The organism is Paraburkholderia sp. RL18-101-BIB-B (assembly GCF_046026985.1).
In the GTDB taxonomy this organism is placed as follows: domain Bacteria; phylum Pseudomonadota; class Gammaproteobacteria; order Burkholderiales; family Burkholderiaceae; genus Paraburkholderia.
Genome location: NZ_JARESV010000012.1, coordinates 20,575 through 46,602 on the forward strand (window position 1 = coordinate 20,575; position 26,028 = coordinate 46,602).

Genomic DNA, 26,028 nt, shown 5'->3' on the forward strand with positions numbered 1-26,028 from the left:
ATTTTAACGCTTTGCGCAAACGCCTGCCGAAGGTGTTCCGGAAGACAGATGGGCTTGCCGGTCACAAACGTCTGCGCGCCTTCGCACGCTCGCCGCCGCGCTGCTTCTATGCCACGAGACATTCCAGTTGACGACCAAGCCGCGGTTCGAGCTCGCGTGCCTCTTTAGCGAGGTTGATCTGCTTGACCGCTCTCGCGATGTCGAACACGTCTGCCTTGATTTCATAACCGCCGCGCGCAGCGAGCCAATCAAGGATGTCCGACAGATGCCATACCGATGCACTGCCCTCGTGGACCGGCGGCGGAAAATCAATTGCGTGGCTCAGCATCAGCTTGCGCATGTTTTGCCGCGACACACCAGCGACTTCGGCGACGTCGGTGAGGCCGACAAAATCGGGGCCCGCCTCGACGAGACGTGCTGTCGGCACCACGCGCTTGATGTCCTGCAGAGCACTGACCAGCGCCTCGAATGCGGACTCGCCTTCGCGCGTAAAAAACAGCGCGATGCGGCCCGGTTGCCCGACGCCGACGGTCGCATCGTCGCACCCGGCCTCGCCCAGACGCTCGACGATCGCGTCAAGATCGCAGTCTTGCGCCGCGAGCCGGTACTTCAAGGTGAACACATATTCCATAAGTTACTCCTGCCTTCGATCAGCCCAAGGCTTTCGCCAACAGAACGCTTCTGCTACCGGCAAGCCGTACAGTTGTCGACGATGCGCCGCAGATGTCGGGCGTGGTTGCCGGGATTCCTCGGCGTGCTCCAGACGCTCGATATGCAGAACTCGCCGCACCGACACTCCGCGTCTTTATCAGGACAGTACATTTTTCCCCAGGCGTGACCTTTGCCGCCGCCCTGAACACGCCAGCCATTTCTTTCGGCATACGCCAACGCCGCTTCGACCTCTTTCTTAGAGTGGGTTCCTCGAACCATCTAATGTCCTCCAATTTAGCGAGTGGCGATCAGGTTGTCAAGTGACAACCTGATCGCCACTCGAAAGAATCGAGAGTCCCCACAACTTCGCTATCCGAAATAAACAAATCGTGGTGCCCGCTCTCAAAGGTCGATACTAGAGCGACGGCGGCTGTGCGACGAGTCCGCCGGATGGCATAAGACAAAGGACACATTTCAAGGCACCGGCAAACACACTCGCGGTTGCAGAGATTTCGCAACCTGCAATGACAAAGCCCCTGCCGGTCTTAGACCGGCAGGGGCTTTTCTCAGACTTCCGAAGCGGCGCGCAGCGCGCAGCTTCTTCGCTACCGACGTTATTCCGGTTCCGCCAACGGCCACGCACCCGACAACACCTTCTCCAGCCAGAATGTGCCAATCACCGTCTTCACATCAGTAACCTTGCCCGTGCGCACCCACTCGGACATCTCAGGCACTGTCGCCGTGAACAGTTCGAGAAATTCGCCTTCGTCGAGCTTGCGCTCACCGGCGGTCAAACCGCGCGCGAGGTAGATGTCGATGAATTCGGTCGAATAGGAAATGATCGGGTGAATGCGCGTCAGATAAACGTACTCGCGCGCGGTATAACCCGTCTCTTCCCGCAACTCACGTTTCGCGCAGGCCAACGCGCCTTCGTTCGGATCGAGCTTGCCGGCCGGATACTCGACCATGACCTTGCCCATCGGATAGCGATACTGGCTTTCCAGCAGCACGCGGCCGTCGTCGAATAATGGAATCACCATCACGGCGCCGGAATGCTGAACATATTCGCGCGTGGCGTGCTTGCCGTCCGGCAGACGAACGGTGTCGCACTTGAGCGTCAGAAACGGCCCTTGATGGATCGTTTTGCTCTCGAGACAGGTCTCGGTAAGCGCGGCGTCGTGATCGGGAAGTTCAGCCATATGCGGACCTTGGGGACATGGTGCGCCGACGGCGAGACGCCGTCAGCGGCGTTTGACGAGATACTGGAAGGTGAAGCCAGGGAACGCGAACACCACGAAGAGCGCGAACGTGATGGCGTAGAACTGCCAACCCTGTTCGAAGCGGTTACCCGCGCGCGCTTCCAGCAGAAAACCGAGCGCGCCGATCACGAAATACAGCACGATCAATTCGGCAATCCGGATCCAGGCGCTTTTCTTCACCGCTTTCAACGGCACGGCGGCGAAGAGGCGCTGATTCAGGAACGGCAGGTTGGCGCCGACCAGCGCCAACAGCACGATAAACCAACCCGCTGCCGACATCAGAGCAGCAGCGTGTGCTGGATAGCCTGCAGGCAGGCCTTCAACAGCGGATCCGGCACGATACCGAGCACCAGCACGGCCACACCGTTGAACGCGAGCAAAGCACGCGTGCTGGTGTCGGCGAGGATGGGCGACTTGTCTTGCGGATCGTCGAAATACATCAGCTTGACGATACGCAGGTAGTAGAACGCGCCGAACAACGAGGTGATCACGGCCAGCACCGTCAGCCAGGTCAAACCGGCATTCATGGTGGCCTGCAGCACCGCGAGCTTCGCGTAGAAGCCGACCGCGGGCGGAATGCCGGCGAGCGAGAACATCATGATCATCATCACGAACGCGAACACCGGGCTGCGTTGATTCAGGCCCTTGAAGTCCTCGAGCGTGTCCGCTTCGAAATCGCGGCGCGCCAGCAGCATGATGACGCCGAACGTGCCCATCGTCGTGATCAGGTAGACGATGCTGTAGTACATGGCCGAGCCGTACGCGTTGGCCGCACCCGTGGTCTTGTGATCAACCACGCCGGCCAGCAGACCCAGCAGCACGAAACCCATGTTCGAGATCGCCGAGTACGCGAGCATCCGCTTGACGTTGCGTTGCACGATACCGGTGATGTTGCCGACGATCAGCGACAGCGCCGCGAGGATCACCAGCATTTCCTGCCATTCGACCGCGAGCGGCAGCAGACCCATCACGAGAAAGCGCAGACCCCAGGCAAACGCGGCAACCTTCGGACCGCCGCCGACCAGCAGAGTCATTGCCGTCGGTGCGCCTTGATAGACATCGGGCACCCACATGTGGAACGGCACCGCGCCCATCTTGAACGCCACGCCCGCCACGATGAAGATCACGCCGAACAGCAGCACGCTCGGGTCGTAGTGGCTCGTGCCGATCGCCTTGAACACTTCGTTCAGGTCGAGCGAACCGGTCGCACCGTACAACATGGAAATGCCGTACAACAGGAAGCCGGAAGCCAGCGCGCCGAGCACGTAGTACTTCATGGCCGCTTCGTTCGACGGCGCCGCGTCACGACGCAAGGCAATCACACCGTACAGCGACAGCGACATCAGTTCCAGGCCGAGATACAGCGTCAGAAAGTTGTTGCCCGAGATCATGACGAGCTGGCCGAGCAACGAGAACATGCCCAGCAGGAAGAACTCGCCGCGGAACAGCCCGCGATCTTCGAGGTAACGTCGCGAATAGACGATCGACACCGCGTAGCCGAGCGTCACCACCGCTTTCATCACGTTGGCGAACGAGTCCACCACGTACATGTGGCCGAAGTAGTAGCGCACTTGGGGGTCGAACGCGTTCATTGCGAACCAGACGCCGGCGACCAGCGACGAGAAGAACGCGATGAAGTACGTGGTACGGCGACCGGCCTGGCCGACGAACGTGTCGTTGAGCCACGCGACGACAACCGCGAGCATCAGCAGCGCGTCGGGCAACAGAGCAGTCATAGGGGCGTTTTGCATGGTCTTTAATTCCTCGCTCGGCGTTACTGAGGCAACGGCAGCTTTGACTGCGCAACGTGGGCGAGGAGGTTTTCCACGGATACGTGCATCACATCGGTAAAGGGCTTCGGATACAGGCCCATGAACAGCGTCAGTGCGGCAAGCACTGCCAGCATGAAAAATTCGCGACGGTTGATGTCGAGCAGGCCCTTCACGTGATCGTTGGCGATCGCGCCGAAGTACACGCGCTTGTACATCCACAGCGTGTAGGCCGCGCCGAGAATCAGCGTGACTGCCGCGCCGCCCGCGATCCAGAAGTTGTACTGGACTGCAGCCAGGATCACCATGAACTCACCGACGAAACCGGAGGTGCCCGGCAGGCCGCAATTCGCCATGGAGAACAGCATGACGAACGCCGCGAACTTCGGCATCACGTTGACGACACCGCCGTAATCGGAGATCTGACGCGAATGCATACGGTCGTACAGCACGCCGATGCTCAGGAACATCGCGCCCGACACGAAGCCGTGCGAGATCATCTGCACGATCCCACCTTCCACGCCGAGCTGGTTGAAGATGAAGAAGCCGAGCGTCACGAAACCCATGTGCGCGATTGACGAATACGCGACCAGCTTCTTCATGTCCGTCTGCACCATCGCGACCAGGCCGATGTAGATCACCGCGATCAGCGACAGCGTGACGACGACCGGCGCCAGAAAGTGGCTGGCGTCCGGCGTGATCGGCAAGGAAAAGCGCAGGAAACCGTATGCGCCCAGCTTCAGCATGATCGCGGCCAGCACGACTGAGCCGCCGGTCGGCGCTTCCACGTGGGCGTCAGGCAACCACGTGTGAACCGGCCACATCGGCACCTTCACGGCGAAGGCCAGGAAGAACGCTATGAATAGCAGCACCTGTGGCGTCATGGCGATCTGCGCATGCTGCCACGTGGCGAGGTCGAACGTGCCGGTCTCGACGTACAGGTACAGCAACGCGACCAGCATCAGCAGCGAGCCCATCAGCGTGTACAGGAAGAACTTGAACGCCGCGTACACGCGGTTCGCCCCACCCCACACGCCGATGATGATGTACATCGGAATCAGCGTCGCTTCGAAGAACACGTAGAACAGCATGCCGTCGGCCGCGCTGAACACGCCGACCATGATGCCCGACAGGATCAGGAACGCGGCCAGGTACTGACCCACGTTCTTGGTGATCACTTCCCACGCGGCGATCACGACGATCACCGTGATCAATGCGGTCAACACGACGAACCACATCGAGATGCCGTCGACACCAAGGTGATACGTGATATTGAAGCGCTCGATCCAGTTCGCCTTTTCGACGAACTGCAGATCGGCGGTGCTCGAATCAAAACCGGTAATCAGCGGGATCGTCACGAGGAAGCTGACGACCGAACCGATCAGCGCAATCCAGCGCGCGGGAGCCGGGTTCTGGTCGGAACCGATGGCCAGGACCAGGAGGCCGACGAGGATCGGCAACCAGATCGCAATACTGAGAATCGGATAAGCGTGCATTAGTGTCCCTCGCCTTATTTGCCGCCGAGCGTTACAAACAGGGTCAGGAGCCCCAACATGCCGATAATCATGGCAAACGCGTAGTGGTAGATGTAGCCGGATTGGAGGAAGCGGATCACGCCGGCGAACCAGCCGATAAAGCGTGCGCTGCCGTTGACGATGCCGTCGATCACCACGACGTCGCCTTCCTTCCAGAGACCACGGCCAATTGCCACGGCGCCCCGCGCAAACACGACTTCGTTGATCTTGTCCATGTAGTACTTGTTATCGAGCAGCGTGTAGATCGGACCGAACGCGCGCTTGATGACAGCGGGCAGATCCGGACGAACCAGGTACAGGAACCACGCGACCACCACACCCGCGAGCGCCAGCCAGACCGGCAGACCCGCGACCGAGTGCAGACCCATCGCCGCCCAGCCCTGGAACTCTTCGGCCATCTCATGCAGCGCCGGATGGTTTTCGCCGATGAAGATCACCTTGTCGAACGCCACGCCGTGCTGGAAGAAGTCGCCGAACAGCATCGGGCCGATGGCGATCGCACCGATCACCACCGAGGGGATCGCCAGCAGCACCAGCGGCAGCCACACCACCCACGGCGTTTCGTGCGGTTCGTGAGCGTGGTCGTCGTGACCATGGCCGTGGCCATGTGAATCGTGACCATGCGAATCGTGGCCGTGCGCGTCATGTGCATGCGCTGCGGCTTCGATGCCCATCGGCGATTCCGGATGCTTCGGATCGCGGAAGCGCTCCTTGCCGTGGAACACCATGAAGTACATACGGAACGAATACAGCGCGGTCACGAAGACGCTCGCCACCACGGCGAAGTACGCGAAGCCCGAGCCCGGCAGATGCGACAGCTTCACTGCGTCGATGATCGAGTCTTTCGAGTAGAAGCCCGAGAAGAACGGCGTACCGATCAGCGCCAGCGAACCGACCAGCGACGTGATCCACGTAATCGGCATGTACTTGCGCAGGCCGCCCATGTTGCGCATGTCCTGATCGTGGTGCATGCCGATGATCACCGAACCCGCGCCGAGGAACAGCAGCGCCTTGAAGAACGCGTGCGTCATCAGGTGGAAGATGGCAACCGGGTATGCCGACACGCCCAGTGCAACCGTCATGTAACCGAGCTGCGACAACGTCGAGTAAGCCACCACGCGTTTGATGTCGTTCTGGACAATCCCGAGAAAGCCCATGAACAACGCTGTAATCGCACCAATTACGGTAATGAACGACAGCGCGCTATCCGACAACTCGAACAGCGGCGACATGCGCGCCACCATGAAGATACCGGCCGTCACCATGGTTGCCGCGTGAATCAGTGCGGAGATCGGGGTCGGGCCTTCCATCGAATCCGGCAGCCAGACGTGCAGAGGGAACTGCGCCGACTTACCCATCGCGCCGATGAAGAGGCAGATGCAGGCGACCGTCAGCAGACCCCAGTCCGTGCCCGGAAAGCTCAATGCCGCGAGTTCGGTGCGCTTCGCGAAAACGTCCCCGTAGTTCATCGAACCGGCGAAAGCGAACAGCAGGCCGATGCCGAGCAGGAACCCGAAGTCGCCGATGCGGTTCACGATGAACGCCTTCATGTTCGCGTAGATCGCGCTCTCACGCGTGAAGTAGAAGCCGATCAGCAGGTACGACACCAGACCCACCGCTTCCCAGCCGAAGAACAGCTGCAGGAAGTTGTTGCTCATCACGAGCATCAGCATCGAGAACGTGAACAGCGCGATGTACGAGAAGAAGCGCTGGTAGCCATCGTCGTCGGCCATGTCGCCGATCGTGTAGATGTGCACCATGAGCGACACGAAGGTCACCACGCACATCATCATCGCCGTCAGCGAGTCGACCAGGAAGCCGATCTCGAACTTCGTCTTGCCGATCGACATCCATTCGTAGACGGTCGCGTTGAAGCTCGCGCCGTCCATCACCTGGAAGTAGACGATTGACGAGAGGATGAACGCGATCGCGACGCCGAGGATCGTAACCGTGTGTGCACCGGCTCGCCCTACCGCTTTCCCGAACAGCCCCGCAATCAGGGAGCCAGCCAGCGGTGCCAGCGGGATCGCCAGCAGCAGGTTTTCATTGAGTGTCGTTGACATAACCGCTTTACCTGAAATTAACCTTTGAGCTGATCGAGGTCCTCGACATTGATCGTGTCGAGGCTACGGAACAGGGTCACCAGAATTGCGAGTCCGATCGCCGCTTCGGCTGCCGCAACCGTCAGCACGAAGAAGACGAAGATCTGACCATGCACGTCCCCGAGGTAATGCGAGAACGCGACGAAATTGGTGTTCACCGCCAGCAGCATCAGTTCGATCGCCATCAGGATGATGATGACGTTGCGACGGTTCAGGAAAATGCCGACGATGCTGATCGCAAACAGGATCGCGCCGAGGACAAGGTAATGGGCAAGGGTCAACATGATTTCTATCTCCTGTCCGCTCAGCTGTTCTTAGCCGGTGCCGAGTCGGCCGCTGCTGCTGCCGCTGCTGCGGCTTCTTCCGCCGCGACGGTTGCCGCGGTCTTTTCCGACGCCATCTTCACGACGCGCACACGGTCCTGGGCACGTACCTTGACCTGCTCGCTGACGTTCTGACGTTTGCTGTCTTTCTTGTGGCTCGTGGTCAGCGCAATCGCCGCGATGATCGCCACCAGCAGCACCAGACCGGCCACTTCGAACGCAAAGATGTAGTCGGTGTAGATGACCTTGCCGATCAGGCGCGTATTCGACCAGTCGCCCATGCCGTTCGCGGCGGCGGTGGTGTCGCGCAGCGCCGTGGCGGTCGCGCCGTAACCGTGCCAGAGAATCAGTGCGGTTTCGATCACGATGATCGCGCCCACCAGGGTGGCCATTGGCACGAAGCGTTTGAAGTCTTTGCGCAGCACGTCGATGTTGATGTCCAGCATCATCACGACGAACAGGAACAGCACCATCACCGCGCCGACGTAGACCAGCACCAGCAGGATCGCAAGGAACTCGGCCTGCAGCAGCATCCAGATCGCGGCTGCGTTGAAGAACGCCAGCACCAGAAACAGTGCGGACGACACCGGGTTGCGCGAGGTGATCACCTTCAGCCCTGAAACGACCAGGAGCAGCGCGAAGATGTAGAACAGTACGGTCGTGAATTCCATGATTACCGGTTCATCGTTAGGCCATCGTCAGGCATTGTTCTTTGGCACTTGTGGCTGGCATAACGCCAGAACAGCCGCACAGGTGCGCCGTGCCGCGGCGTTCAGGCCGCGGCGCCCGGCCCGACAACAGGCCGTGATTGCTGCATTTACTGCTTTAACTGAAGCGCTTCAACGATACGGTGCGTCGGCTGCCTTGTTCGCGGCGATCTCCGCTTCATAGCGATCGCCCACGGCCAGCAGCATGTCTTTCGTGAAGTACAGGTCGCCACGCTTCTCGCCGTGATACTCGAGAATGTGCGTTTCGACGATCGAATCGACCGGGCAGCTCTCTTCGCAGAAACCGCAGAAGATGCACTTGGTCAGGTCGATGTCATAGCGCGTCGTGCGGCGGGTGTTGTCCGCGCGCGTTTCCGACTCGATGGTGATGGCGAGCGCCGGGCACACTGCTTCGCACAGCTTGCAGGCGATGCAGCGCTCTTCGCCGTTTTCATAGCGGCGCAGCGCGTGCAGCCCGCGGAAACGCGGCGAGATCGGGGTCTTCTCTTCCGGGAATTGCACGGTCACCTTGCGCTGGAACGTATAACGTCCGGTCAGCGCGAGGCCTTTGAGCAGTTCCGTGAGGAAGAAGGTCTTGAAAAAGTTTTGGATTGCGGTCATGGGTTCATCCGCCCTTTATTTCCAGATGTTCAACGGCGACATGATCCAGAAGCCGACCACCACCAGCCACACCACGCAGACCGGAATGAAAATCTTCCAGCCCAGACGCATGATCTGGTCATAGCGATAGCGCGGGAATGTGGCACGCGCCCAGATGAACACCGACAACAGGAAGAAAACCTTGGCGACGAGCCATACGATGCCCGGGACGAACGACAGGAAGCCGAACGGTGCGCTCCAGCCGCCGAGGAACAGTGTTGCAGCCAATGCCGAGATCACGATCATGTTGATGTACTCGGCGAGGAAGAACAGCGCGAACGCCATACCCGAGTAATCGATCATGTGGCCCGCGACGATTTCCGACTCCCCTTCCACCACGTCGAACGGGTGACGGTTCGTTTCGGCGATGCCCGAGATGAAGTACACGACGAACATCGGCAGCAGCGGAAGCCAGTTCCACGACAGGAAGTTCAAGCCGTACGACGCGAAGATGCCATGTTCCTGCGAAGCGACGATGCCCGACAGGTTCAGCGTGCCAGCGGTCATCAGCACGACCACGAGCGCGAAGCCCATCGAGATTTCGTACGAGACCATCTGCGCCGCGGCGCGCATCGCGCCGAGGAACGCGTACTTCGAGTTCGACGCCCAACCCGCCAGAATCACGCCGTACACGCCGATCGAGGAGATCGCCATCGCGTACAGCAGACCCGCGTTGATGTCGCCAAGCACCGCGCCCGCCTGGAACGGAATCACCGCCCAGACCGCGAAGGCCGGCACCACCACCATGATCGGCGCGATCAGGTAGATCCAGCGGCTCGCCTGCGCCGGCTGAATCACTTCTTTCAGCAACAGCTTCAGCACGTCGGCGATCGGCTGCAAGAGACCTGCGGGGCCGACGCGGTTCGGGCCGAGACGCACGTGCATCCAGCCGATCAGCTTACGCTCCCACAGAATCAGGTAAGCCACGCACAGCAGGATCACGACGGCCACCACCAGGATGCGCACCAGTGCCCACACCGTGGGCCATGCCACACCGAGAAGCTGGGTGCCGCCCGAGTTGATCGTATCGAACAAGCTCATTTACGCCTTCTCCACCACCAGTTCACCGAACAGGCTGCCCAGCGCTGCACCGGCAGGCGTAGCCGCCGATACGCGGACGACCGTCTCCGCAAGATTTGCGTCGCGCACGGCCGGCAACTGCACCGATTGCTCGCCCTGGCGCACGCGCACCGCGTCGCCTTCCTTCAAACCCAGTTTGTCGAACAGCCCAGCCGGCAGACCGACCGAGTTCGCTGCACGTGCCGCTGCGGTCAGATGCAACGACTCAGCGCGACGCACCAGCGCGTCGGCGTGGTAGATCGGCACGTTCGCAATACGCTCGAACTTGCCTTCCGACGCTTTCGCCGCCTTGCCGCGCGCAACCGCGACGCCCGTCTTGTTCGACAGACGCGACGTCAGTTCGCCGTCGCCGAGGGCAGCCGTGCGCACTTCTTCCGAGGTGTCGAATTCGAAACCGGGCACGCCCAGCAGGCTACCCAGCACACGCAATACCTTCCATGCCGGACGCGTATCGCCGAGCGGACGCACGACGCCGTTGAACGTCTGCACCGTACCTTCGGCGTTGACGAACGTGCCGGCCGTTTCCGTGTACGGAGCGATCGGCAGCAGCACGTCGGCGTATTCCGCGCCGGTCTGGAACGGCGACATCACGACGACCATTTCAGCCTGCTTCAACGCGGCCAAAGCCTGCGCCGGATTGGCCGTGTCGAACTCCGGTTCGACGTTCAGCAGCACATAACCCTTGCGCGGTTGCTCGAACACTTCGCGAGCGTTCAGACCGCCCTCGCCCGGCAACGCGTTCACGAGATGCGCGCCAACCGTGTTGGCCGCTTCCGTGAGGAAGCCCAGCGTCGCGCCGGTCGCGTCCGCGATCCATTGTGCCGCGGCGTGAATGGCCGCGAAATCCGGATGACGGACCGCGCTGTTGCCCAGCAACACGAGGCGGCGTTCGCCCGTGGCGAGCGACTTCGCGACTCGCTTGTTGGCGTCCGTCGGCTGCGTGCCGGCGAAAGCTTCCGGCAGTGCCACGCCGTTGGCTTCCGACACTGCGCCGGCGATGCCAGCCAGCGCTTCCAGCCATGCCGACGGCGCTGCTACAACGCGCTCCGCTTGCGGGATCAGTGCGTCGTCGCTGGTGGACTGCACGAGCGTGAGCTTCGCGCCGCCCTTCGCAGCCTGACGCAGACGCGCGGCGAACAACGGATGATCGCGGCGCAGATCCGAGCCAATCACGAGTGCGGCGTCGACGTTCGACAGATCGGCGATAGCGGCGCCGAGCCACGGCGTACCGTTGACCGGTGCGGAGAAATCCGACTGACGCAGACGGAAGTCGACGTTAGGCGTGCCGACCGCTTGCGCCAGTTGCTTCAACAGGAACAGTTCTTCAACCGTGCTGTGGGCGCTACCCAGTGCGGCCAGCGCGTTCGCGCCGTGGTCGCCCTTGATGCCCTTCAAACCCTTCACCACATATTCGAGCGCGGTTTGCCAGTCGGTCTCGACCCATTTGCCGCCTTGCTTGAGCATCGGCTGAGTCAGACGCTCGGGGCTGTTCAGGCCTTCATACGAGAAGCGGTCCTTGTCCGAAATCCAGCATTCGTTGATGGATTCGTTTTCGAACGGCAGAACACGCATCACGCGGTTGTTCTTCACTTGCACCACGAGGTTCGCGCCGACGGAATCGTGCGGGCTCACCGACTTGCGGCGCGACAGTTCCCACGTACGGGCGCTGTAGCGGAACGGCTTGCTGGTCAGCGCGCCGACCGGGCACAGATCGATCATGTTGCCCGACAGTTCCGAATCCACCGTCTTGCCGACGAACGACGTGATTTCCGAATGCTCGCCGCGGCCCAGCATGCCGAGCTCCATCACGCCGGCCACTTCCTGGCCGAAGCGGACGCAACGCGTGCAGTGGATGCAACGCGACATTTCTTCCATGGAGATCAGCGGACCGACGTTCTTGTGGAACACCACGCGCTTTTCTTCGCTGTAGCGCGATGCCGACTTGCCGTAACCCACGGCCAGATCCTGCAACTGGCACTCGCCGCCCTGGTCGCAGATCGGGCAATCCAGCGGGTGGTTGATCAGCAGGAATTCCATCACGGCTTGCTGGCCCTTCACCGCCTTGTCCGACTTGGTGCGCACGATCATGCCGGCCGATACCGGCGTGGCGCATGCGGGCACCGCCTTCGGCATCTTTTCGACATCGACCAGACACATCCGGCAGTTGGCCGCAATCGACAGCTTCTTGTGATAGCAGAAGTGAGGAATGTATGTGTCGACCTTATGCGCAGCCTGGATCACCATGCTGCCTTCGGGCACCTCGACTTTCTTGCCGTCTATTTCAAGTTCAACCATGATGGTCAATCTTCCTTAACCTGTTACCGCTCAATCGTTCGCCTGTTCAGCGCCTGTTTCAGGCGATGAACCCCGCGGATGGCATGTTCTTCTGCGTGCTTATCTGCTTGTTTATCCGCAGACTCAAGCCGCTACGGTTTCCGACGCCGCTGCTGCGCCGGCATGACCGCCGACGAGGCAATGCTTGTGGGCGACGTGGTATTCGAATTCGTCCCAGTAGTGCTTGAGCATGCCGCGAACCGGCATGGCCGCTGCATCGCCGAGCGCGCAAATCGTGCGGCCCATGATGTTTTCAGCAACCGAGTTCAGCAGATCCAGGTCTTCCGGACGGCCCAACCCATGCTCGATACGATGCACGACGCGGTACAGCCAGCCCGTGCCTTCGCGGCAAGGCGTGCATTGACCACACGATTCTTCGTAATAGAAATACGACAGACGCAACAACGAGCGCACCATGCAGCGCGTCTCGTCCATGACGATGACCGCGCCCGAACCGAGCATCGAGCCAGCCTTGGCGATCGAGTCGTAGTCCATGTCGGTCTGCATCATGATGTCGCCCGGAATCACCGGTGCCGACGAGCCGCCGGGAATCACAGCCTTGATCTTCTTGCCGCCGCGCATGCCGCCGGCGAGTTCCATCAACGTGGCGAATGGCGTGCCGAGCGGAACTTCATAATTGCCCGGACGCTCGACGTCGCCTGCGACGGAGAAAATCTTCGTGCCGCCGTTATTCGGCTTGCCGATCTCGAGGTAATTCTGCGGACCGATCGCGAGCAGGAACGGCACTGCGGCGAACGTCTCGGTGTTGTTGATCGTGGTCGGCTTGCCATACACGCCGAAGCTCGCCGGGAACGGCGGCTTGAAGCGCGGCTGGCCCTTCTTGCCTTCCAGCGATTCGAGCAGCGCGGTTTCTTCGCCGCAGATATAGGCGCCGTAACCGTGGTGCGCATGCAGTTCGAACGAGAAGCCCGAGCCCATGATATTTTCGCCGAGGAACCCGGCGCGGCGAGCTTCGTCCAACGCTTGTTCAAAGCGTTTGTAGACTTCCCAGATTTCGCCGTGGATATAGTTGTAGCCAACCGTGATGCCCATCGCGTACGCGCCGATGGCCATGCCTTCGATCAGCGAATGCGGATTGAAGCGCAGGATGTCGCGGTCTTTGAACGTGCCCGGTTCGCCTTCGTCCGAATTGCAGACCAGGTACTTCTGGCCGGGGAACTGACGCGGCATGAAGCTCCACTTCAGGCCGGTCGGGAAGCCCGCACCGCCACGGCCACGCAGACCCGACGCCTTGACGTCGGCGATCACCTGCTCGGGCGGAATCTTCTCTTCCAGAATACGGCGCAGCTGGGCGTAACCGCCGCGCGCCACATAATCTTCGAGATGCCAGTTGTCGCCGTTCAGGCCGGCGAGAATCAACGGTTTGATGTGACGATCGTGTAAAGACGTCATTTCGAAAGTTCCTCGAGCAGCTGGTCGATCTTCGCGCGGCTCATGAAGCTGCACATGCGATGGTTGTTCACCAGCATCACCGGCGCGTCGCCGCACGAACCCATGCACTCACCTTCTTTCAGGGTGAATTTGCCGTCGGGCGTGGTTTCGCCGAAGTCGATGCCGAGCTTCTGCTTCAGATATTCAGCGGCGCTGTCCGAGCCGCCGTCCGGGCCGAGCTGGCACGGCAGGTTGGTGCAGAGCGTGATCTTGTACTTGCCGACCGGCGAGGTCTCGTACATCGTGTAGAAGGTAGCCACCTCCTGCACGGCGACTGCCGGCATGCCGAGATAGTCCGCGACGAACTGCATGAGTTCGGGCGTCAGCCAGCCATGCTCTTCCTGAGCAGTAGCCAACGCCGACATCACGGCGGACTGTTTCTGATCGGCGGGATACTTCGCGATCGCGCGATCGATTTCTTTCAGGCCTTCAGCTGAGATCATTTTCAGACACGACTCTTTCAATTCCTACCGAACGAAAACCTGTCGCGCGCTGCATGATGCGACAGACCCGGCGTTCCTTTGCTTGACGCGCGCTTCGATGCAATCTGAAGGCGCGCTCTGATGAATACGTCCTAGCGATCCACTTCGCCGAACACGATGTCCTGCGTGCCGATGATCGTCACGGCGTCGGCGATCATGTGACCGCGCGCCATTTCGTCGAGCGTGGACAGGTGTGCGTAGCCCGGTGCGCGGATCTTCAGGCGATACGGCTTGTTGGCGCCGTCGGAAATCAGATAGATGCCGAACTCGCCCTTCGGATGCTCGACCGCGGCATACGCCTCGCCTTCCGGCACGTGGAAGCCTTCTGTGAAGAGCTTGAAGTGGTGAATCAGCTCTTCCATGTTCGACTTCATGCCCACGCGCGACGGCGGCGCAACCTTGTGATTGTCGACCATCACAGGGCCGGGATTCTTGCGCAGCCACTCAATGCACTGTTTCACGATCCGTGTGGACTGGCGCATTTCTTCGACACGCACCAGATAGCGGTCATAGCAATCGCCATTCACGCCGACCGGAATGTCGAAATCGAGCTTGTCGTAGACTTCGTACGGCTGCTTCTTGCGCAGATCCCATTCGATGCCCGAGCCACGCAGCATCGCACCGGTCATGCCGAGATTCAGCGCACGTTCCGGGCTGACCACACCGATACCGACCAGACGTTGCTTCCAGATCCGGTTGTCGGTGAGCAGCGTTTCGTATTCGTCGACGCACTTCGGAAAACGCGTGAAGAAATCGTCGATGAAGTCGAGCAACGAGCCCTGGCGGTTCTCGTTCATCCTCGACAATGCCTTCGCATTGCGAATTTTCGACGCCTTGTATTGCGGCATTGCGTCAGGCAGATCGCGATAGACGCCGCCCGGACGATAGTAAGCCGCGTGCATCCGTGCGCCGGACACCGCTTCGTACACGTCCATCAAATCTTCGCGTTCACGGAACGCGTACAGAAACACCGCCATGGCGCCGACGTCGAGCGCGTGCGCGCCGATCCACATCAGGTGGTTCAGCACACGCGTGACTTCGTCGAACATTACGCGAATGTATTGCGCGCGTACCGGCACCTCGATGCCGAGCAGCTTTTCGATCGCCATCACGTAGCCGTGCTCGTTGACCATCATCGACACGTAGTCGAGACGGTCCATGTACGGCACCGACTGGATGTATGTTTTGGTTTCGGCGAGCTTTTCAGTCGCACGATGCAGCAGGCCGATGTGCGGATCGGCGCGCTGGATGACTTCGCCGTCGAGTTCGAGCACGAGGCGCAGCACACCGTGCGCTGCCGGGTGCTGAGGGCCGAAGTTGAGCGTGTAGTTCTTGATCTCTGCCATGGCGTTCTCTTAGTGTTTCAGACCGCCATAGCGATCTTCGCGGATCACGCGCGGCGTGATTTCCCGCGGCTCGATCGTCACAGGCTGATAGACGACGCGCTTCTCTTCCGGGTCGTAACGCATTTCGACGTAGCCGGAGACAGGGAAATCTTTACGGAACGGGTGACCAATGAAACCGTAGTCGGTCAGGATGCGGCGCAGGTCCGGGTGGCCTTCGAAGACGATGCCGTACAGGTCGAATGCTTCGCGCTCGTACCAGTTGACCGAATTCCAGATTTCGACCACAGACGGCAGGATCGGCACTTCGTCGTCCGGTGCGAACACGCGCAGACGCAGACGCCAGTTGTTCTGCACCGACAACAAATGCAGAACGGCCGCGAAACGCGGACCGTCGTAAGCGCCGTCGGCGTAGGTCTGATAGTCGACGCCGCACAGATCCACGCATTGCTCGAAACCGAGCGAGCGGTCGTCGCGCAAACGGGTTGCCACGTTGAGGTAGTCGCCGGCTTTCACGACGATCGTCAACTCACCGATTGCTTCGGTGATGTTCAGCAGGAGGCCGCCAAAGGCCGCCTCGAGGTTCGCTTTCAGGGTCTCGAGTTTGCTTGCCATATTGTGGGGGAGGCGTTGGCCTTATTGACGGGCGATTGTGTTGGTGCGGCGAATCTTGGCCTGTAACTGGATCACGCCGTACACCAGCGCTTCCGCCGTGGGCGGACAACCCGGCACATAGACGTCGACCGGCACGATCCGGTCACAGCCGCGCACCACCGAATACGAGTAGTGGTAATAGCCGCCGCCGTTCGCGCACGAGCCCATCGAAATCACCCAGCGCGGCTCGGCCATCTGGTCGTAGACCTTGCGCAGAGCCGGCGCCATCTTGTTGCACAGCGTACCGGCGACGATCATCACGTCAGACTGACGCGGACTCGGACGAAACACCACGCCAAAACGGTCGAGGTCGTAACGGGCAGCGCCCGCATGCATCATCTCGACTGCGCAGCACGCAAGACCGAACGTCATCGGCCACAGCGAGCCGGTGCGCGTCCAGTTGATCAGTTTGTCAGCCGTGGTGGTGACAAACCCTTCCTTCAAGACCCCTTCGATACTCATTTGCTTTCCACTCCAGACGGGGCGGCAAGCCTTGGCCACCCACGCAAACCGGCGATTAATCCATCATTCCCAGTCGAGGCCGCCCTTCTTCCAGATATAGGCGAAGCCCAGCAGGAATTCGAGCAGGAAAATCATCATTGCCATGAAGCCCGGCCAGCCGATGTCGCGCAAGGCAACGCCCCACGGGAACAGGAACGCGGTTTCAAGGTCGAAAATGATGAAGAGAATGGCGACGAGGTAATAGCGCACGTCGAACTTCATGCGCGCATCTTCGAATGCTTCGAAGCCGCACTCGTACGGTGCGTTTTTCTCGGTATCGGGCTTGTTGGGACCGAGGATCTTGCCGATACTGACCAGTGCTACGCCTAAACCGGTGCCCACAACGAGGAACAACAAGACGGGGAAATAGGCTGCGAGGTTCAAGACTATCCTCAATCGGTTGGTTCTGAGTGCCGTCAGGAGCATAGCACTCCTGACGCGAAATCACTTCCGAAACGCACATGCCGCAAGCCCAACGCAAGCCGCACGTCAGAAGTGAAAATGCCAGCCGAAGCGAAGCAAGCGGCTGGCATTTAGATAACATTTTGGTGCCGACGGCGAGACTCGAACTCGCACAGCTTTCGCCACTACCCCCTCAAGATAGCGTGTCTACCAATTTCACCACGTCGGCACTGCATGCAATCCGGGAAAACAACTTATAAAACCCGCGAATCGCTTCAAGACTTAGATTGTAACTGGTCTAAACAGATTGTTCAACGCACAAAAGCACGTTTGAACGAAAATTTATTTCGGCACGTCGGTCGCCGGGACGGACGCAGCCGATGCCGGCAAAACAGCCGAGCCACCTGCCGGTGCCGAGGCAGCCGAAGCCGCGACCGGCGCAGTCACAGCCGCGCCCAGCACGCCTGCGGAAGGTTTCGCACGATACGCGCCGAGGTAAGTGAGCGTCAGCGTGGTGACAAAAAATACCGCTGCGAGCACCGCCGTTGTACGCGACAAAAAGTTTGCCGAACCGGTCGCGCCGAACAGGCTTCCCGACGCGCCGCTACCAAAAGCCGCGCCCATATCGGCGCCTTTGCCGTGCTGCAGCAAGACGAGGCCGATAACCCCGAGTGCCGACAACAGCTGAACGACGATAATCAATGTTTTCAAATACAGCATCACACTCACCTGAGTCTTTATTTAACCGCGCCACACACTGCGTGCTGCACGGGATGGGGTCATCCTCGCCAAGGCGCCCTGCTTAACCGGCGACGCTCGTTGCGGCCGCCGCCTTGCAGATCGCCAGGAAATCCTGGTCTTTCAACGACGCGCCGCCGATCAGGCCACCGTCGATATCCGGCTGGCGGAACAATTCTTCCGCGTTTTCCGGCTTCACACTGCCGCCGTACAACAGCGGCACATCCGCCACCGCCGCACCCTTTGCCGCCAGACGCGCACGCAGAAACGCATGGACTGCCTGCGCCTGCTCCGAGCTTGCGCTCTTGCCGGTGCCGATCGCCCAAACCGGCTCATACGCGACGACAAGCCGCGCCGCCTCTTGCACCGACAACTTGGCCAGCACTTCGTCCAGTTGCGTGCCGACCACCTGCTCGGTCGAACCGGCTTCGCGCTCTTCAAGCGTTTCGCCGACACAGACGATCGGCGTCAGGCCTGCTTCCAGCGCGCGCTGCGTTTTCACCGCGACCAGTTCAGCACTTTCGCGATGATAGGCACGGCGTTCCGAGTGTCCGACGATCGCGAGCGTGGCGCCGAAATCCACCACCATCGGCGCGGCCACTTCGCCGGTATAGGCGCCATGCGTGAACGCTGACACGTCCTGCACGCCCCACACGACCTGGCTGCCTTCCAGCAACGATTGAGACTGCGCGAGGTACGGACTCGGCACGCAGACGCCGACGCGCACGTCGGCCGGCAATTCGCCCGCGCCTTGCGCCACCGCTTGCAACAGCGTGGCATTCTCGGCGAGGCGCCCGTGCATCTTCCAGTTACCGACTACCAGTTTGGCTCGTTGTTTCGACATCGTCTCGTCTTGTCTTGGCGGCGGACTTTGTTTGCGCTTACAGTCCGCCTTTCGGTTTCATGCGGCGTGCGCAAAACGCGCAATTTTACTGCGTGGGGTGGATCGGGTCAAACCGACCGTGTCAAGCGTCCTGACCCCAAGACAGTACGATCTTGCCGACATGCGTGCTGCTCTCCATCAGCGCGTGCGCGTCGGCAGCCTGCGCGGCCGGGAACACGCGATGCACCACCGGCTTGATGCGGCCGTCTTCGAGATGCGGCCAGACATGCTCTTTCAACTGCGCGGCAATCTTCGCCTTGAATTCGATCGGCCGCGGACGCAGTGTCGAACCGGTCAGCGTCAAACGGCGGCGCAGCACCTCGTTCAGATTGAGCTCCGCTTTCGCACCGCCCAGCAACGCGATCAGCACGATGCGGCCGCCATCTGCCAACGCCGTCAGTTCGCGCGACACATAACTGCCCGCCACCATATCGAGCACCACGTCGACGCCGCGATCGTTGGTCAGCGACTTGATCACTTCGACGAAATCTTCAGTCTTGTAGTTGATCGCCCGCTCCGCGCCCAACGCTTCACAGGCGCGGCACTTCTCGTCCGAGCCAGCGGTCGCGAACACGCGAAAGCCGAGCGCATGCGCGATCTGGATCGCCGTCACGCCGATGCCGCTGGAACCGCCCTGCACCAGCAGCGTTTCGTTCGGCGCGCCTTCGCCCTTGCCGAGTTGCGCACGGTCGAACACATTGCTCCACACCGTGAAGAACGTTTCCGGCAGCGAAGCCGCTTCGACATCCGACAAACCGGCAGGCACCGGCAGGCACTGCAGCAGCGGCGCGACCGCGTATTCCGCGTAGCCGCCGCCGGCCAGCAACGCGCACACGCGATCGCCTACCTTCAGACCGAACGGGTTGTTCTTCTCGTCGATCGACCCTTCGACGATTTCACCCGCCACTTCCAGCCCTGGCAGATCCGACGCGCCCGGCGGCGGCGCATAGCCGCCCTTGCGCTGGAACACGTCCGGACGGTTGATGCCGGATGCGGCCACCTTGATCAGCACCTCGCCTGCTTTCGGCTGCGGCGTGGGCCGCTCAGCCAGCTTCAGGACGTCCGGCGCTCCGAATTCGGTGATTTCGATCGCTTTCATCTGCGTCAACTCCAAGATTGGATTGCGTTGCATGCCGGAATGAACAAATAGAGTACCCGTTTCTGTCCACCTGCAACGTAATCCACCCTGCACCCTTCATAAAAAACGGCCGGCGCGCATTCACGCTGCCGGCCGTTGTGCCGCTACCGCATTACTGCGGCGTCGGTTCGCCTTGCGGCGCGCCGCTTGCGCCATTCGCGCCTTCATTCAGCAACGCCTTGGCCGACAAACGCACGCGGCCCTTTTCGTCCGTCTGGATGACCTTGACCTTCACTTGCTGGCCATCCTTCAGGTAGTCGTTGATGTCCTTGATACGCTCGTTGGCGATTTCGGAGATGTGCAGCAGACCATCCTTGCCCGGCAGGATGTTCACGATCGCGCCGAAATCGAGCAGCTTGAGCACGGTGCCTTCGTACACCTGGCCCACTTCGACTTCCAGCGTGATGTTCTCGATACGCTTCTTCGCTTCGGCCATCCCTTCGCTGCTCGTGCTGGCGATGGTGACGACGCCGTCGTCCGAAATATCGATCGTCGTGCCGGTTTCTTCGGTCAGCGCGCGGATCACCGAACCACCCTTGCCGATCACGTCGCGAATCTTTTCCGGATTGATCTTGATGGTGATCATGCGCGGTGCGTAGTCCGACAACACCGTGTTCGCGCCCGACACCGCCGAGGTCATCTTGCCGAGGATGTGCATACGGCCTTCCTTCGCTTGCGCGAGGGCCACCTGCATGATTTCCTTGGTAATGCCCTGGATCTTGATGTCCATCTGCAGCGCGGTCACGCCTTGTTCCGTGCCCGCCACCTTGAAGTCCATGTCGCCGAGGTGATCTTCGTCGCCGAGGATGTCGGTCAGCACGGCGAACTTATTGCCTTCCAGGATCAGGCCCATGGCGATGCCGGCGACGTGCGCCTTCATCGGCACGCCGGCGTCCATCAGCGCGAGGCAGCCGCCGCACACCGAAGCCATCGACGAGGAACCGTTCGATTCCGTGATTTCCGACACGACGCGAATCGAGTAGCCGAATTCGTCGGCGCTCGGCAGGCAGGCAGCCAGCGCGCGCTTGGCGAGACGGCCGTGACCGATTTCACGGCGCTTCGGCGAACCGACGCGGCCCGTTTCGCCGGTCGCGAACGGAGGCATGTTGTAGTGGAGCATGAAGCGTTCGCGGTACTCGCCTTCGAGCGCGTCGATGTTCTGCTCGTCGCCCTTCGTGCCCAGCGTGGCCACCACCAGCGCTTGCGTTTCGCCGCGCGTGAACAGTGCCGAACCGTGGGTGCGCGGCAGAACGCCAGTACGAATTTCGATCGGACGCACGGTGCGCGTGTCGCGGCCGTCGATACGCGGTTCGCCGTTCAGGATCTGCGTACGGACGATCTTCGCTTCGATGTCGAACAGCACGTTGCCGACGGTTGCCTTGTCGGCCGCCACCGTGCCGCCTGCTGCGGCGTCTTCTTCCAGCTTCGCCGACGTGGCTGCGTAGACTTCCTTCAGCTTGGTCGAACGGGCTTGCTTGTCGCGCAATTGGTAAGCAGCGAGCAGGTCGGCTTGCGCCAGTTCCGTCACGCGTGCGATCAGCGGTTCGTTCTTCGCCGCCGGTTGCCAATCCCATTCCGGCTTGCCGCCTTCGCGGACCAGTTCGTGGATTGCGTCGATCGCGATCTGCATTTGTTCGTGGCCGAACACCACGCCGCCGAGCATCACTTCTTCGCTCAGTTGCTGCGCTTCCGATTCCACCATCAGCACCGCGCGTTCCGTACCGGCGACGATCAGGTCGAGCGCCGATTCCTTCATTTGCGGACGCGTCGGGTTCAACACGTATTCGTTGTTGATGTAGGCCACGCGTGCTGCGCCGACCGGGCCGTTGAACGGCAGACCCGACACGGCGAGCGCCGCCGACGCGCCGATCAGCGCGGGGATGTCAGCGGGGATTTCGGGGTTCAGCGACAGGACGTGGATCACGACCTGGACTTCGTTGTAGAAGCCTTCCGGGAACAGCGGGCGCAGCGGACGATCGATCAGGCGCGAGATCAGCGTTTCGCCTTCCGACGGACGGCCTTCGCGGCGGAAGAAGCCACCCGGGATCTTGCCAGCGGCGTAAGTCTTTTCGAGGTAGTCGACGGTCAGCGGGAAAAAGTCTTGACCCGGCTTGGCCGTCTTGGCGCCGACCACGGTGGCCAGCACCACGGTATCTTCGACGTCGACGATTACGGCACCGCTCGCCTGGCGAGCGATTTCGCCGGTCTCGAGGCGAACCTTATGTTGTCCCCACTGAAATTCTTTGACGATCTTATTGAACATAGTCATTGCTTTTCCTCTTCGTAATGCCGCGCGGACCAGAAGCGGCGCGGCAACGCCAGGACCGGCGCCGCATGGGAAGAGTAGTGTTATGCCATTCCAGAGAACCACGCCCTACGTCGAGTACGCGCGCGAACCGCTGGAATGACACAAAGCTCCGCCCCTGAAGCCCGGCCATGAATCTCTTCTTTACTGCTTGCTCTACTGCTTGATTACTGCTGCCTGCTCCCGCCGCATGAACCGGCACGCCACTGCGGAGAACAGCCGGCGCGCATCACATGAAGCGCACCGTGCAAAAACAAAATGCCTGTATCAGTGGAACTGACACAGGCATCTTGCTGAACGACTGGCCGATTACTTACGCAGACCCAGCTTCTCGATCAGTGCGCGGTAACGATCCGCGTCCTTACCCTTCAGGTAATCGAGCAGCTTACGACGGCGGCTCACCATGCGCAGCAGACCGCGGCGGCTGTGGTGATCTTTCGTGTGTGCCTTGAAGTGAACGGTCAGTTCGTTGATGCGGGTCGTGAGCAGCGCGACCTGAACTTCGGGGGAGCCGGTGTCGTTAGCGGCGCGTGCGAATTGCGCAACGACTTCGGACTTCTTGCTTGTTTCAACTGCGGACATGTCGATTTCCTTAAGAACTAGACAGGCGGTCACGGAAGAAAGGCCGTGCCGTGGGTTACCCGTGTGCTTTAAATATTGCTGACAGGCCTTGGATAAAGGCTTGCCTCACAACGGGACGCGTATTGTAGCACAGCCCAATCCGGCCGCGAACCCCGCTGTGCCGGGCGATGGCGCGCCTCGCCTCGATCACGGCCGCTTCATCCTGCAGACGGTCGGCAGGACGGTGCGCTCGGGCGGCAGCGCCAGCACCGTGCGAAAACCGTAGCCGGAGCCTTCGTTATCGAAATGCACGCCCGGCGTACCGGCTTTGTCCATCTCCATCACGTAAAGGGGCTGGATCAGTTGATGATCGTCGGCGCGCATCCACGAGGCGTGGAAGCCGTTGTCGAACTTGATTCCCTCGAGGGCTTTCGCCACCGCCATCGGATCGGCGCTGCCGGCGCGCGTCATTGCCGCAGCCAGAGTTTCGATCATCAGCGGCATGCGCAGCACCGGGTAGTCGTCCTGCGCGGCCGGAAAGCGCGCCCGGAAGGCCCCGTACCAGGCGTCGGACGCCGCGCCGCCGGCGTTCGGATGCCAGTCTGCCACCGCGATCACGTGGCCGACGCCGGCGTCGCCCAAAGCGGCGGGCGCGCCGAGGCTGTTGCCGTAGAACGTGTAGAACTTCGTGTCCAGCCCCTGCTCGCGCGCGGCCTTGACGAGCAGCGTCAGGTCGTTGCCCCAATTGCCGGTGATCACGGCGTCCGCCCCGCTCGCGCGGATCTTCGCAATGTACGGCGCGAAGTCCTTCACGCGGCCGATCGGATGAAATTCGTCGCCGACCACCGCGATGTCCGGACGCTTCGTCGTCAGCGTCGAACGCGCGAGGCTGCTGACGTCGTGTCCGAAGCTGTAATCCTGGTTCAGCAGATAGACCTTCTTCACCGCCTTGTCGCGCTGGATCACGTCGGCCAGCGCGTCCATGCGCATGCCCGCGTGCGCGTCGAAGCGGAAATGCCAGAAGCTGCAGTTGGCGTTGGTCAGCGACGGGTCGTCGGCGGAATAGTTGAGGAACAGTTCGCGGTTGCCCGGTTCGCGGCTGTTCTGCTTGTCGATCGCGCCGATCAGCGCGGCGGCGACCGCCGAGCTGTTGCCCTGCATGATGTAGCCGATATGACGGTCGGCGGCCGCGCGCAATTGCGTGAGCGCCTCTTCGGTGCCGCCCTTGCTGTCGAGCACGACCAGCTCGAACGGATGCGCGCCGTCGGCGAGCTTCACGCCGCCGTGCGCATTCACCTGCTCGACGCCGAAGCGCACGTTGCGCTCCACCGCCGCGCCCGCGTTGGCGAACGGGCCGGACATGCCTTCGATCAGCGCCAGCTGGATCGGCGCGCCGGTGGGTTTGCTCGCCGGCTTTGCTCCAAGGCTGGCCGCGGGACTAGCCGCCGGCTCGCTCGCCGCATACGCCACCGCGGCCACCGACATCGCCGCCAGCGCCGCTGCCGCCGTCCGTTGCCACTTCGCCATCGTCATCGCCCCGCCTGATTGGTGAAAGCGCGGATCATAGGGCGTTCAGCACGGAATAAGCAAGCCGGCGCAAGCGTTATCGTATTGCCCGGCCGGCTCTTCATGAAGCGCAAATCTTTTGCCACAGCGCGTGTCAAAATAATGCGTCTCGATGATAAAAACCGGTACTCAAACGCCATCGGAGGAATACATGTTAAACCGCCATCACACCACGGCGGCCTCGATCGGAGCGCCGGCCGCGGGGCGCTTGCGCCGCGCGGCGCTCGTCTGCCTGAGCGCGCTGGCGCTTGCCGGCTGCGTACAGCCGTGGCAGCAATACACCCAAGGCGCGGACGAATCGACCATCGTCGCGCGCCTCGGCCCGCCGCGCGAAAGCTATGACCTGCCGAATGGCGGCAAGCGGCTGATGTGGCCGACCCAGCCGATGGGCGAAACCACCACCGCGGCCGACATCGACGCATCCGGCAAGATCGTCAATGTGCGCCAGGTGCTGCAGCCCAACGAGTTCTACCGCGCCGAAATCGGCAAATGGACCAAGAGCGACGTGCTGGTGAATTTTGGCCGCCCGGTCGAAACGTCGTACTTCCCGTTGATGAAGCGCGAAGTCTGGACCTACCGTTATCTGGAAGACAACGTCTGGTACATGATGTACAGCTTTTATTTCGACGAGCAGGGCATCGTGCGCCTGACGCAGAAAACGCCCGATCCGTTGCACGATCCGGATCGCCGCAGCCTGTTCTGAGCGCCGCCTGATCAGATTCGCATGCATCTACGAAGCCGCCTTCCCGGGCGGCTTTTTTTTATTTATTACGCATGGCGGCGAATTTTATTTCGCGCACAGCAGATTTATTTTTTGATAGAAAGGCTTTCGTAAGCATTGATTCGGTGCTGGCCTCTCATGAGGCCGCACGAGCGCAGCCGTGAATTCGGCGCCGAATGAATGCGCCCCACTACGGAGCCGCTATCCATGAATCGTCCCAAACGCCTGCTGGTCGCCAACGTCGCCTGGGCGCATGAAACCGCCGTGCGCAACCCCGAGTTTTTCCGCGATCTGGTGCGCGGCCAGAATCCCCACGTCCTGTGGATCGGCTGCTCGGACAGCCGTGTGCCCGCCGAGACCATCACGCATTGCGAACCGGGCGACCTGTTCGTCCACCGCAACATCGCCAACCTCTTTCAGCCCAACGACGACAATTCGGCGAGTGTCCTCGAATATGCGGTGAAGGTACTGAAGGTCGGCCACGTGATCGTCTGCGGCCATTACGGATGCGGCGGCGTGCGCGCCGCGCTGCTGCCGCCCGAGCCGAGCCTGCCGCATGTGAATCGGCGGATCGCGCCGCTTTGCACGCTCGCCAAGGCGCATCACGAAGAACTGCAGGACCACGAAAGCGAACGTGAGCGTGTCAACCGCCTCGCCGAGCTGAACGTGCTCGAACAGGTGCGTGGGTTGCGCGCGCACCCCATCGTGCGGGAGGCCGATACGGCGCCGCTCGTACACGGCTGGATCTTCGCGCTCGAAGACGGGCGCATCAAGGTCCTCACGTCCGGCTACGAAGCCGACGACGCGATGACCTGCACGACCGCCGCCCACAGCGCCGCCGCTTGACGCGACACCCACGCGG

The 26,028-nt window shown here is 61.2% G+C and carries 26 protein-coding genes and 1 tRNA gene; 2 read left to right on the top strand and 25 right to left on the bottom strand.

All coding sequences use genetic code 11. The features are described from left to right. Nucleotides 1-106: 106 nt before the first annotated feature. From P0D73_RS18935 to P0D73_RS19055, 25 genes are all read right to left on the bottom strand, one after another. Entirely contained in the window at nucleotides 107-631 is a 525-nt protein-coding gene (locus P0D73_RS18935) for a helix-turn-helix transcriptional regulator (protein WP_408178052.1), read from the bottom strand. Between the two features lie 53 nt (nucleotides 632-684). Beyond that, the gene (locus P0D73_RS18940; RefSeq protein WP_408178051.1) at nucleotides 685-930 is read right to left on the bottom strand and encodes a hypothetical protein; all 246 of its coding nucleotides are present in this window, start codon (nucleotides 928-930) and stop codon (nucleotides 685-687) included. Between the two features lie 335 nt (nucleotides 931-1,265). Beyond that, the gene (locus P0D73_RS18945) at nucleotides 1,266-1,850 is read right to left on the bottom strand and encodes an NUDIX domain-containing protein (protein WP_408178050.1); all 585 of its coding nucleotides are present in this window, start codon (nucleotides 1,848-1,850) and stop codon (nucleotides 1,266-1,268) included. Between the two features lie 42 nt (nucleotides 1,851-1,892). After that, nucleotides 1,893-2,189: a DUF2818 family protein gene (locus tag P0D73_RS18950; RefSeq protein WP_132375248.1), complete on the bottom strand. Its 297-nt coding sequence runs from the start codon at nucleotides 2,187-2,189 to the stop codon at nucleotides 1,893-1,895. Further along, entirely contained in the window at nucleotides 2,189-3,661 is a 1,473-nt protein-coding gene (nuoN, locus tag P0D73_RS18955; protein ID WP_132375249.1) for an NADH-quinone oxidoreductase subunit NuoN, read from the bottom strand. The genes P0D73_RS18950 and nuoN overlap by 1 nt, the downstream gene beginning before the upstream one ends. 23 nt (nucleotides 3,662-3,684) lie before the next feature. Then, nucleotides 3,685-5,175 carry an NADH-quinone oxidoreductase subunit M gene (locus P0D73_RS18960; protein WP_408178049.1) on the bottom strand — a complete coding sequence of 497 codons (1,491 nt, stop codon included), beginning with the start codon at nucleotides 5,173-5,175 and terminating at the stop codon, nucleotides 3,685-3,687. 14 nt (nucleotides 5,176-5,189) lie between these two features. Next, complete coding sequence (gene nuoL / locus P0D73_RS18965) at nucleotides 5,190-7,277, bottom strand: NADH-quinone oxidoreductase subunit L (RefSeq protein ID WP_408432493.1); 2,088 nt, start codon at nucleotides 7,275-7,277, stop codon at nucleotides 5,190-5,192. A gap of 17 nt (nucleotides 7,278-7,294) precedes the next feature. After that, the gene (gene nuoK, locus P0D73_RS18970) at nucleotides 7,295-7,600 is read right to left on the bottom strand and encodes an NADH-quinone oxidoreductase subunit NuoK (RefSeq protein WP_006052894.1); all 306 of its coding nucleotides are present in this window, start codon (nucleotides 7,598-7,600) and stop codon (nucleotides 7,295-7,297) included. 20 nt (nucleotides 7,601-7,620) lie between these two features. Continuing rightward, the gene (locus P0D73_RS18975; RefSeq protein ID WP_028196947.1) at nucleotides 7,621-8,310 is read right to left on the bottom strand and encodes an NADH-quinone oxidoreductase subunit J; all 690 of its coding nucleotides are present in this window, start codon (nucleotides 8,308-8,310) and stop codon (nucleotides 7,621-7,623) included. 168 nt (nucleotides 8,311-8,478) lie between these two features. Beyond that, nucleotides 8,479-8,967, bottom strand: a complete 489-nt coding sequence (gene nuoI / locus P0D73_RS18980) for an NADH-quinone oxidoreductase subunit NuoI (protein WP_012432383.1) — start codon at nucleotides 8,965-8,967, stop codon at nucleotides 8,479-8,481. Nucleotides 8,968-8,982: 15 nt separating this feature from the next. Further along, complete coding sequence (nuoH, locus tag P0D73_RS18985; RefSeq protein WP_106280370.1) at nucleotides 8,983-10,047, bottom strand: NADH-quinone oxidoreductase subunit NuoH; 1,065 nt, start codon at nucleotides 10,045-10,047, stop codon at nucleotides 8,983-8,985. Beyond that, entirely contained in the window at nucleotides 10,048-12,381 is a 2,334-nt protein-coding gene (gene nuoG, locus P0D73_RS18990; protein ID WP_408315289.1) for an NADH-quinone oxidoreductase subunit NuoG, read from the bottom strand. A gap of 123 nt (nucleotides 12,382-12,504) precedes the next feature. Continuing rightward, entirely contained in the window at nucleotides 12,505-13,833 is a 1,329-nt protein-coding gene (gene nuoF / locus P0D73_RS18995; protein ID WP_132375253.1) for an NADH-quinone oxidoreductase subunit NuoF, read from the bottom strand. After that, nucleotides 13,830-14,315, bottom strand: coding sequence for an NADH-quinone oxidoreductase subunit NuoE (gene nuoE, locus P0D73_RS19000; protein ID WP_106280364.1), 486 nt, complete (start codon nucleotides 14,313-14,315; stop codon nucleotides 13,830-13,832). Before nuoE ends, nuoF begins: the two co-directional genes overlap by 4 nt. A 131-nt stretch (nucleotides 14,316-14,446) precedes the next feature. Continuing rightward, on the bottom strand, nucleotides 14,447-15,700 hold the full coding sequence (locus tag P0D73_RS19005) for an NADH-quinone oxidoreductase subunit D (RefSeq protein WP_408178045.1): 1,254 nt from the start codon (nucleotides 15,698-15,700) through the stop codon (nucleotides 14,447-14,449). 9 nt (nucleotides 15,701-15,709) lie between these two features. Continuing rightward, the gene (locus P0D73_RS19010; RefSeq protein WP_132375255.1) at nucleotides 15,710-16,312 is read right to left on the bottom strand and encodes an NADH-quinone oxidoreductase subunit C; all 603 of its coding nucleotides are present in this window, start codon (nucleotides 16,310-16,312) and stop codon (nucleotides 15,710-15,712) included. Between the two features lie 21 nt (nucleotides 16,313-16,333). Next, the gene (locus P0D73_RS19015; RefSeq protein ID WP_006052903.1) at nucleotides 16,334-16,813 is read right to left on the bottom strand and encodes a NuoB/complex I 20 kDa subunit family protein; all 480 of its coding nucleotides are present in this window, start codon (nucleotides 16,811-16,813) and stop codon (nucleotides 16,334-16,336) included. A 63-nt stretch (nucleotides 16,814-16,876) separates the two neighbouring features. After that, complete coding sequence (locus tag P0D73_RS19020) at nucleotides 16,877-17,236, bottom strand: NADH-quinone oxidoreductase subunit A (protein WP_013339872.1); 360 nt, start codon at nucleotides 17,234-17,236, stop codon at nucleotides 16,877-16,879. A 162-nt stretch (nucleotides 17,237-17,398) separates the two neighbouring features. Further along, a tRNA-Leu gene (locus P0D73_RS19025) sits at nucleotides 17,399-17,483 on the bottom strand. A gap of 113 nt (nucleotides 17,484-17,596) precedes the next feature. Next, complete coding sequence (gene secG / locus P0D73_RS19030) at nucleotides 17,597-17,974, bottom strand: preprotein translocase subunit SecG (RefSeq protein ID WP_095419939.1); 378 nt, start codon at nucleotides 17,972-17,974, stop codon at nucleotides 17,597-17,599. 82 nt (nucleotides 17,975-18,056) lie between these two features. Further along, nucleotides 18,057-18,836, bottom strand: a complete 780-nt coding sequence (tpiA, locus tag P0D73_RS19035) for a triose-phosphate isomerase (protein WP_408432495.1) — start codon at nucleotides 18,834-18,836, stop codon at nucleotides 18,057-18,059. 121 nt (nucleotides 18,837-18,957) lie between these two features. Then, complete coding sequence (locus P0D73_RS19040) at nucleotides 18,958-19,974, bottom strand: NAD(P)H-quinone oxidoreductase (RefSeq protein WP_132375256.1); 1,017 nt, start codon at nucleotides 19,972-19,974, stop codon at nucleotides 18,958-18,960. 151 nt (nucleotides 19,975-20,125) lie between these two features. Then, nucleotides 20,126-22,282: a polyribonucleotide nucleotidyltransferase gene (gene pnp, locus P0D73_RS19045; RefSeq protein ID WP_207915644.1), complete on the bottom strand. Its 2,157-nt coding sequence runs from the start codon at nucleotides 22,280-22,282 to the stop codon at nucleotides 20,126-20,128. 345 nt (nucleotides 22,283-22,627) lie between these two features. Further along, nucleotides 22,628-22,900, bottom strand: a complete 273-nt coding sequence (rpsO, locus tag P0D73_RS19050; protein WP_011487489.1) for a 30S ribosomal protein S15 — start codon at nucleotides 22,898-22,900, stop codon at nucleotides 22,628-22,630. Between the two features lie 186 nt (nucleotides 22,901-23,086). Then, the gene (locus P0D73_RS19055; protein WP_408432497.1) at nucleotides 23,087-24,412 is read right to left on the bottom strand and encodes a branched-chain amino acid ABC transporter substrate-binding protein; all 1,326 of its coding nucleotides are present in this window, start codon (nucleotides 24,410-24,412) and stop codon (nucleotides 23,087-23,089) included. A 184-nt stretch (nucleotides 24,413-24,596) separates the two neighbouring features. On the opposite strand from P0D73_RS19055, the gene P0D73_RS19060 reads away from it, so the two are divergent. Then, a complete protein-coding gene (locus P0D73_RS19060; RefSeq protein WP_408178043.1) occupies nucleotides 24,597-25,148 on the top strand; it encodes a hypothetical protein in 552 nt (183 codons plus the stop codon). 225 nt (nucleotides 25,149-25,373) lie between these two features. Beyond that, nucleotides 25,374-26,012 (top strand): carbonic anhydrase, encoded by a 639-nt coding sequence (locus P0D73_RS19065; protein ID WP_408432499.1) that lies wholly within the window; start codon nucleotides 25,374-25,376, stop codon nucleotides 26,010-26,012. Nucleotides 26,013-26,028 lie beyond the last annotated feature (16 nt).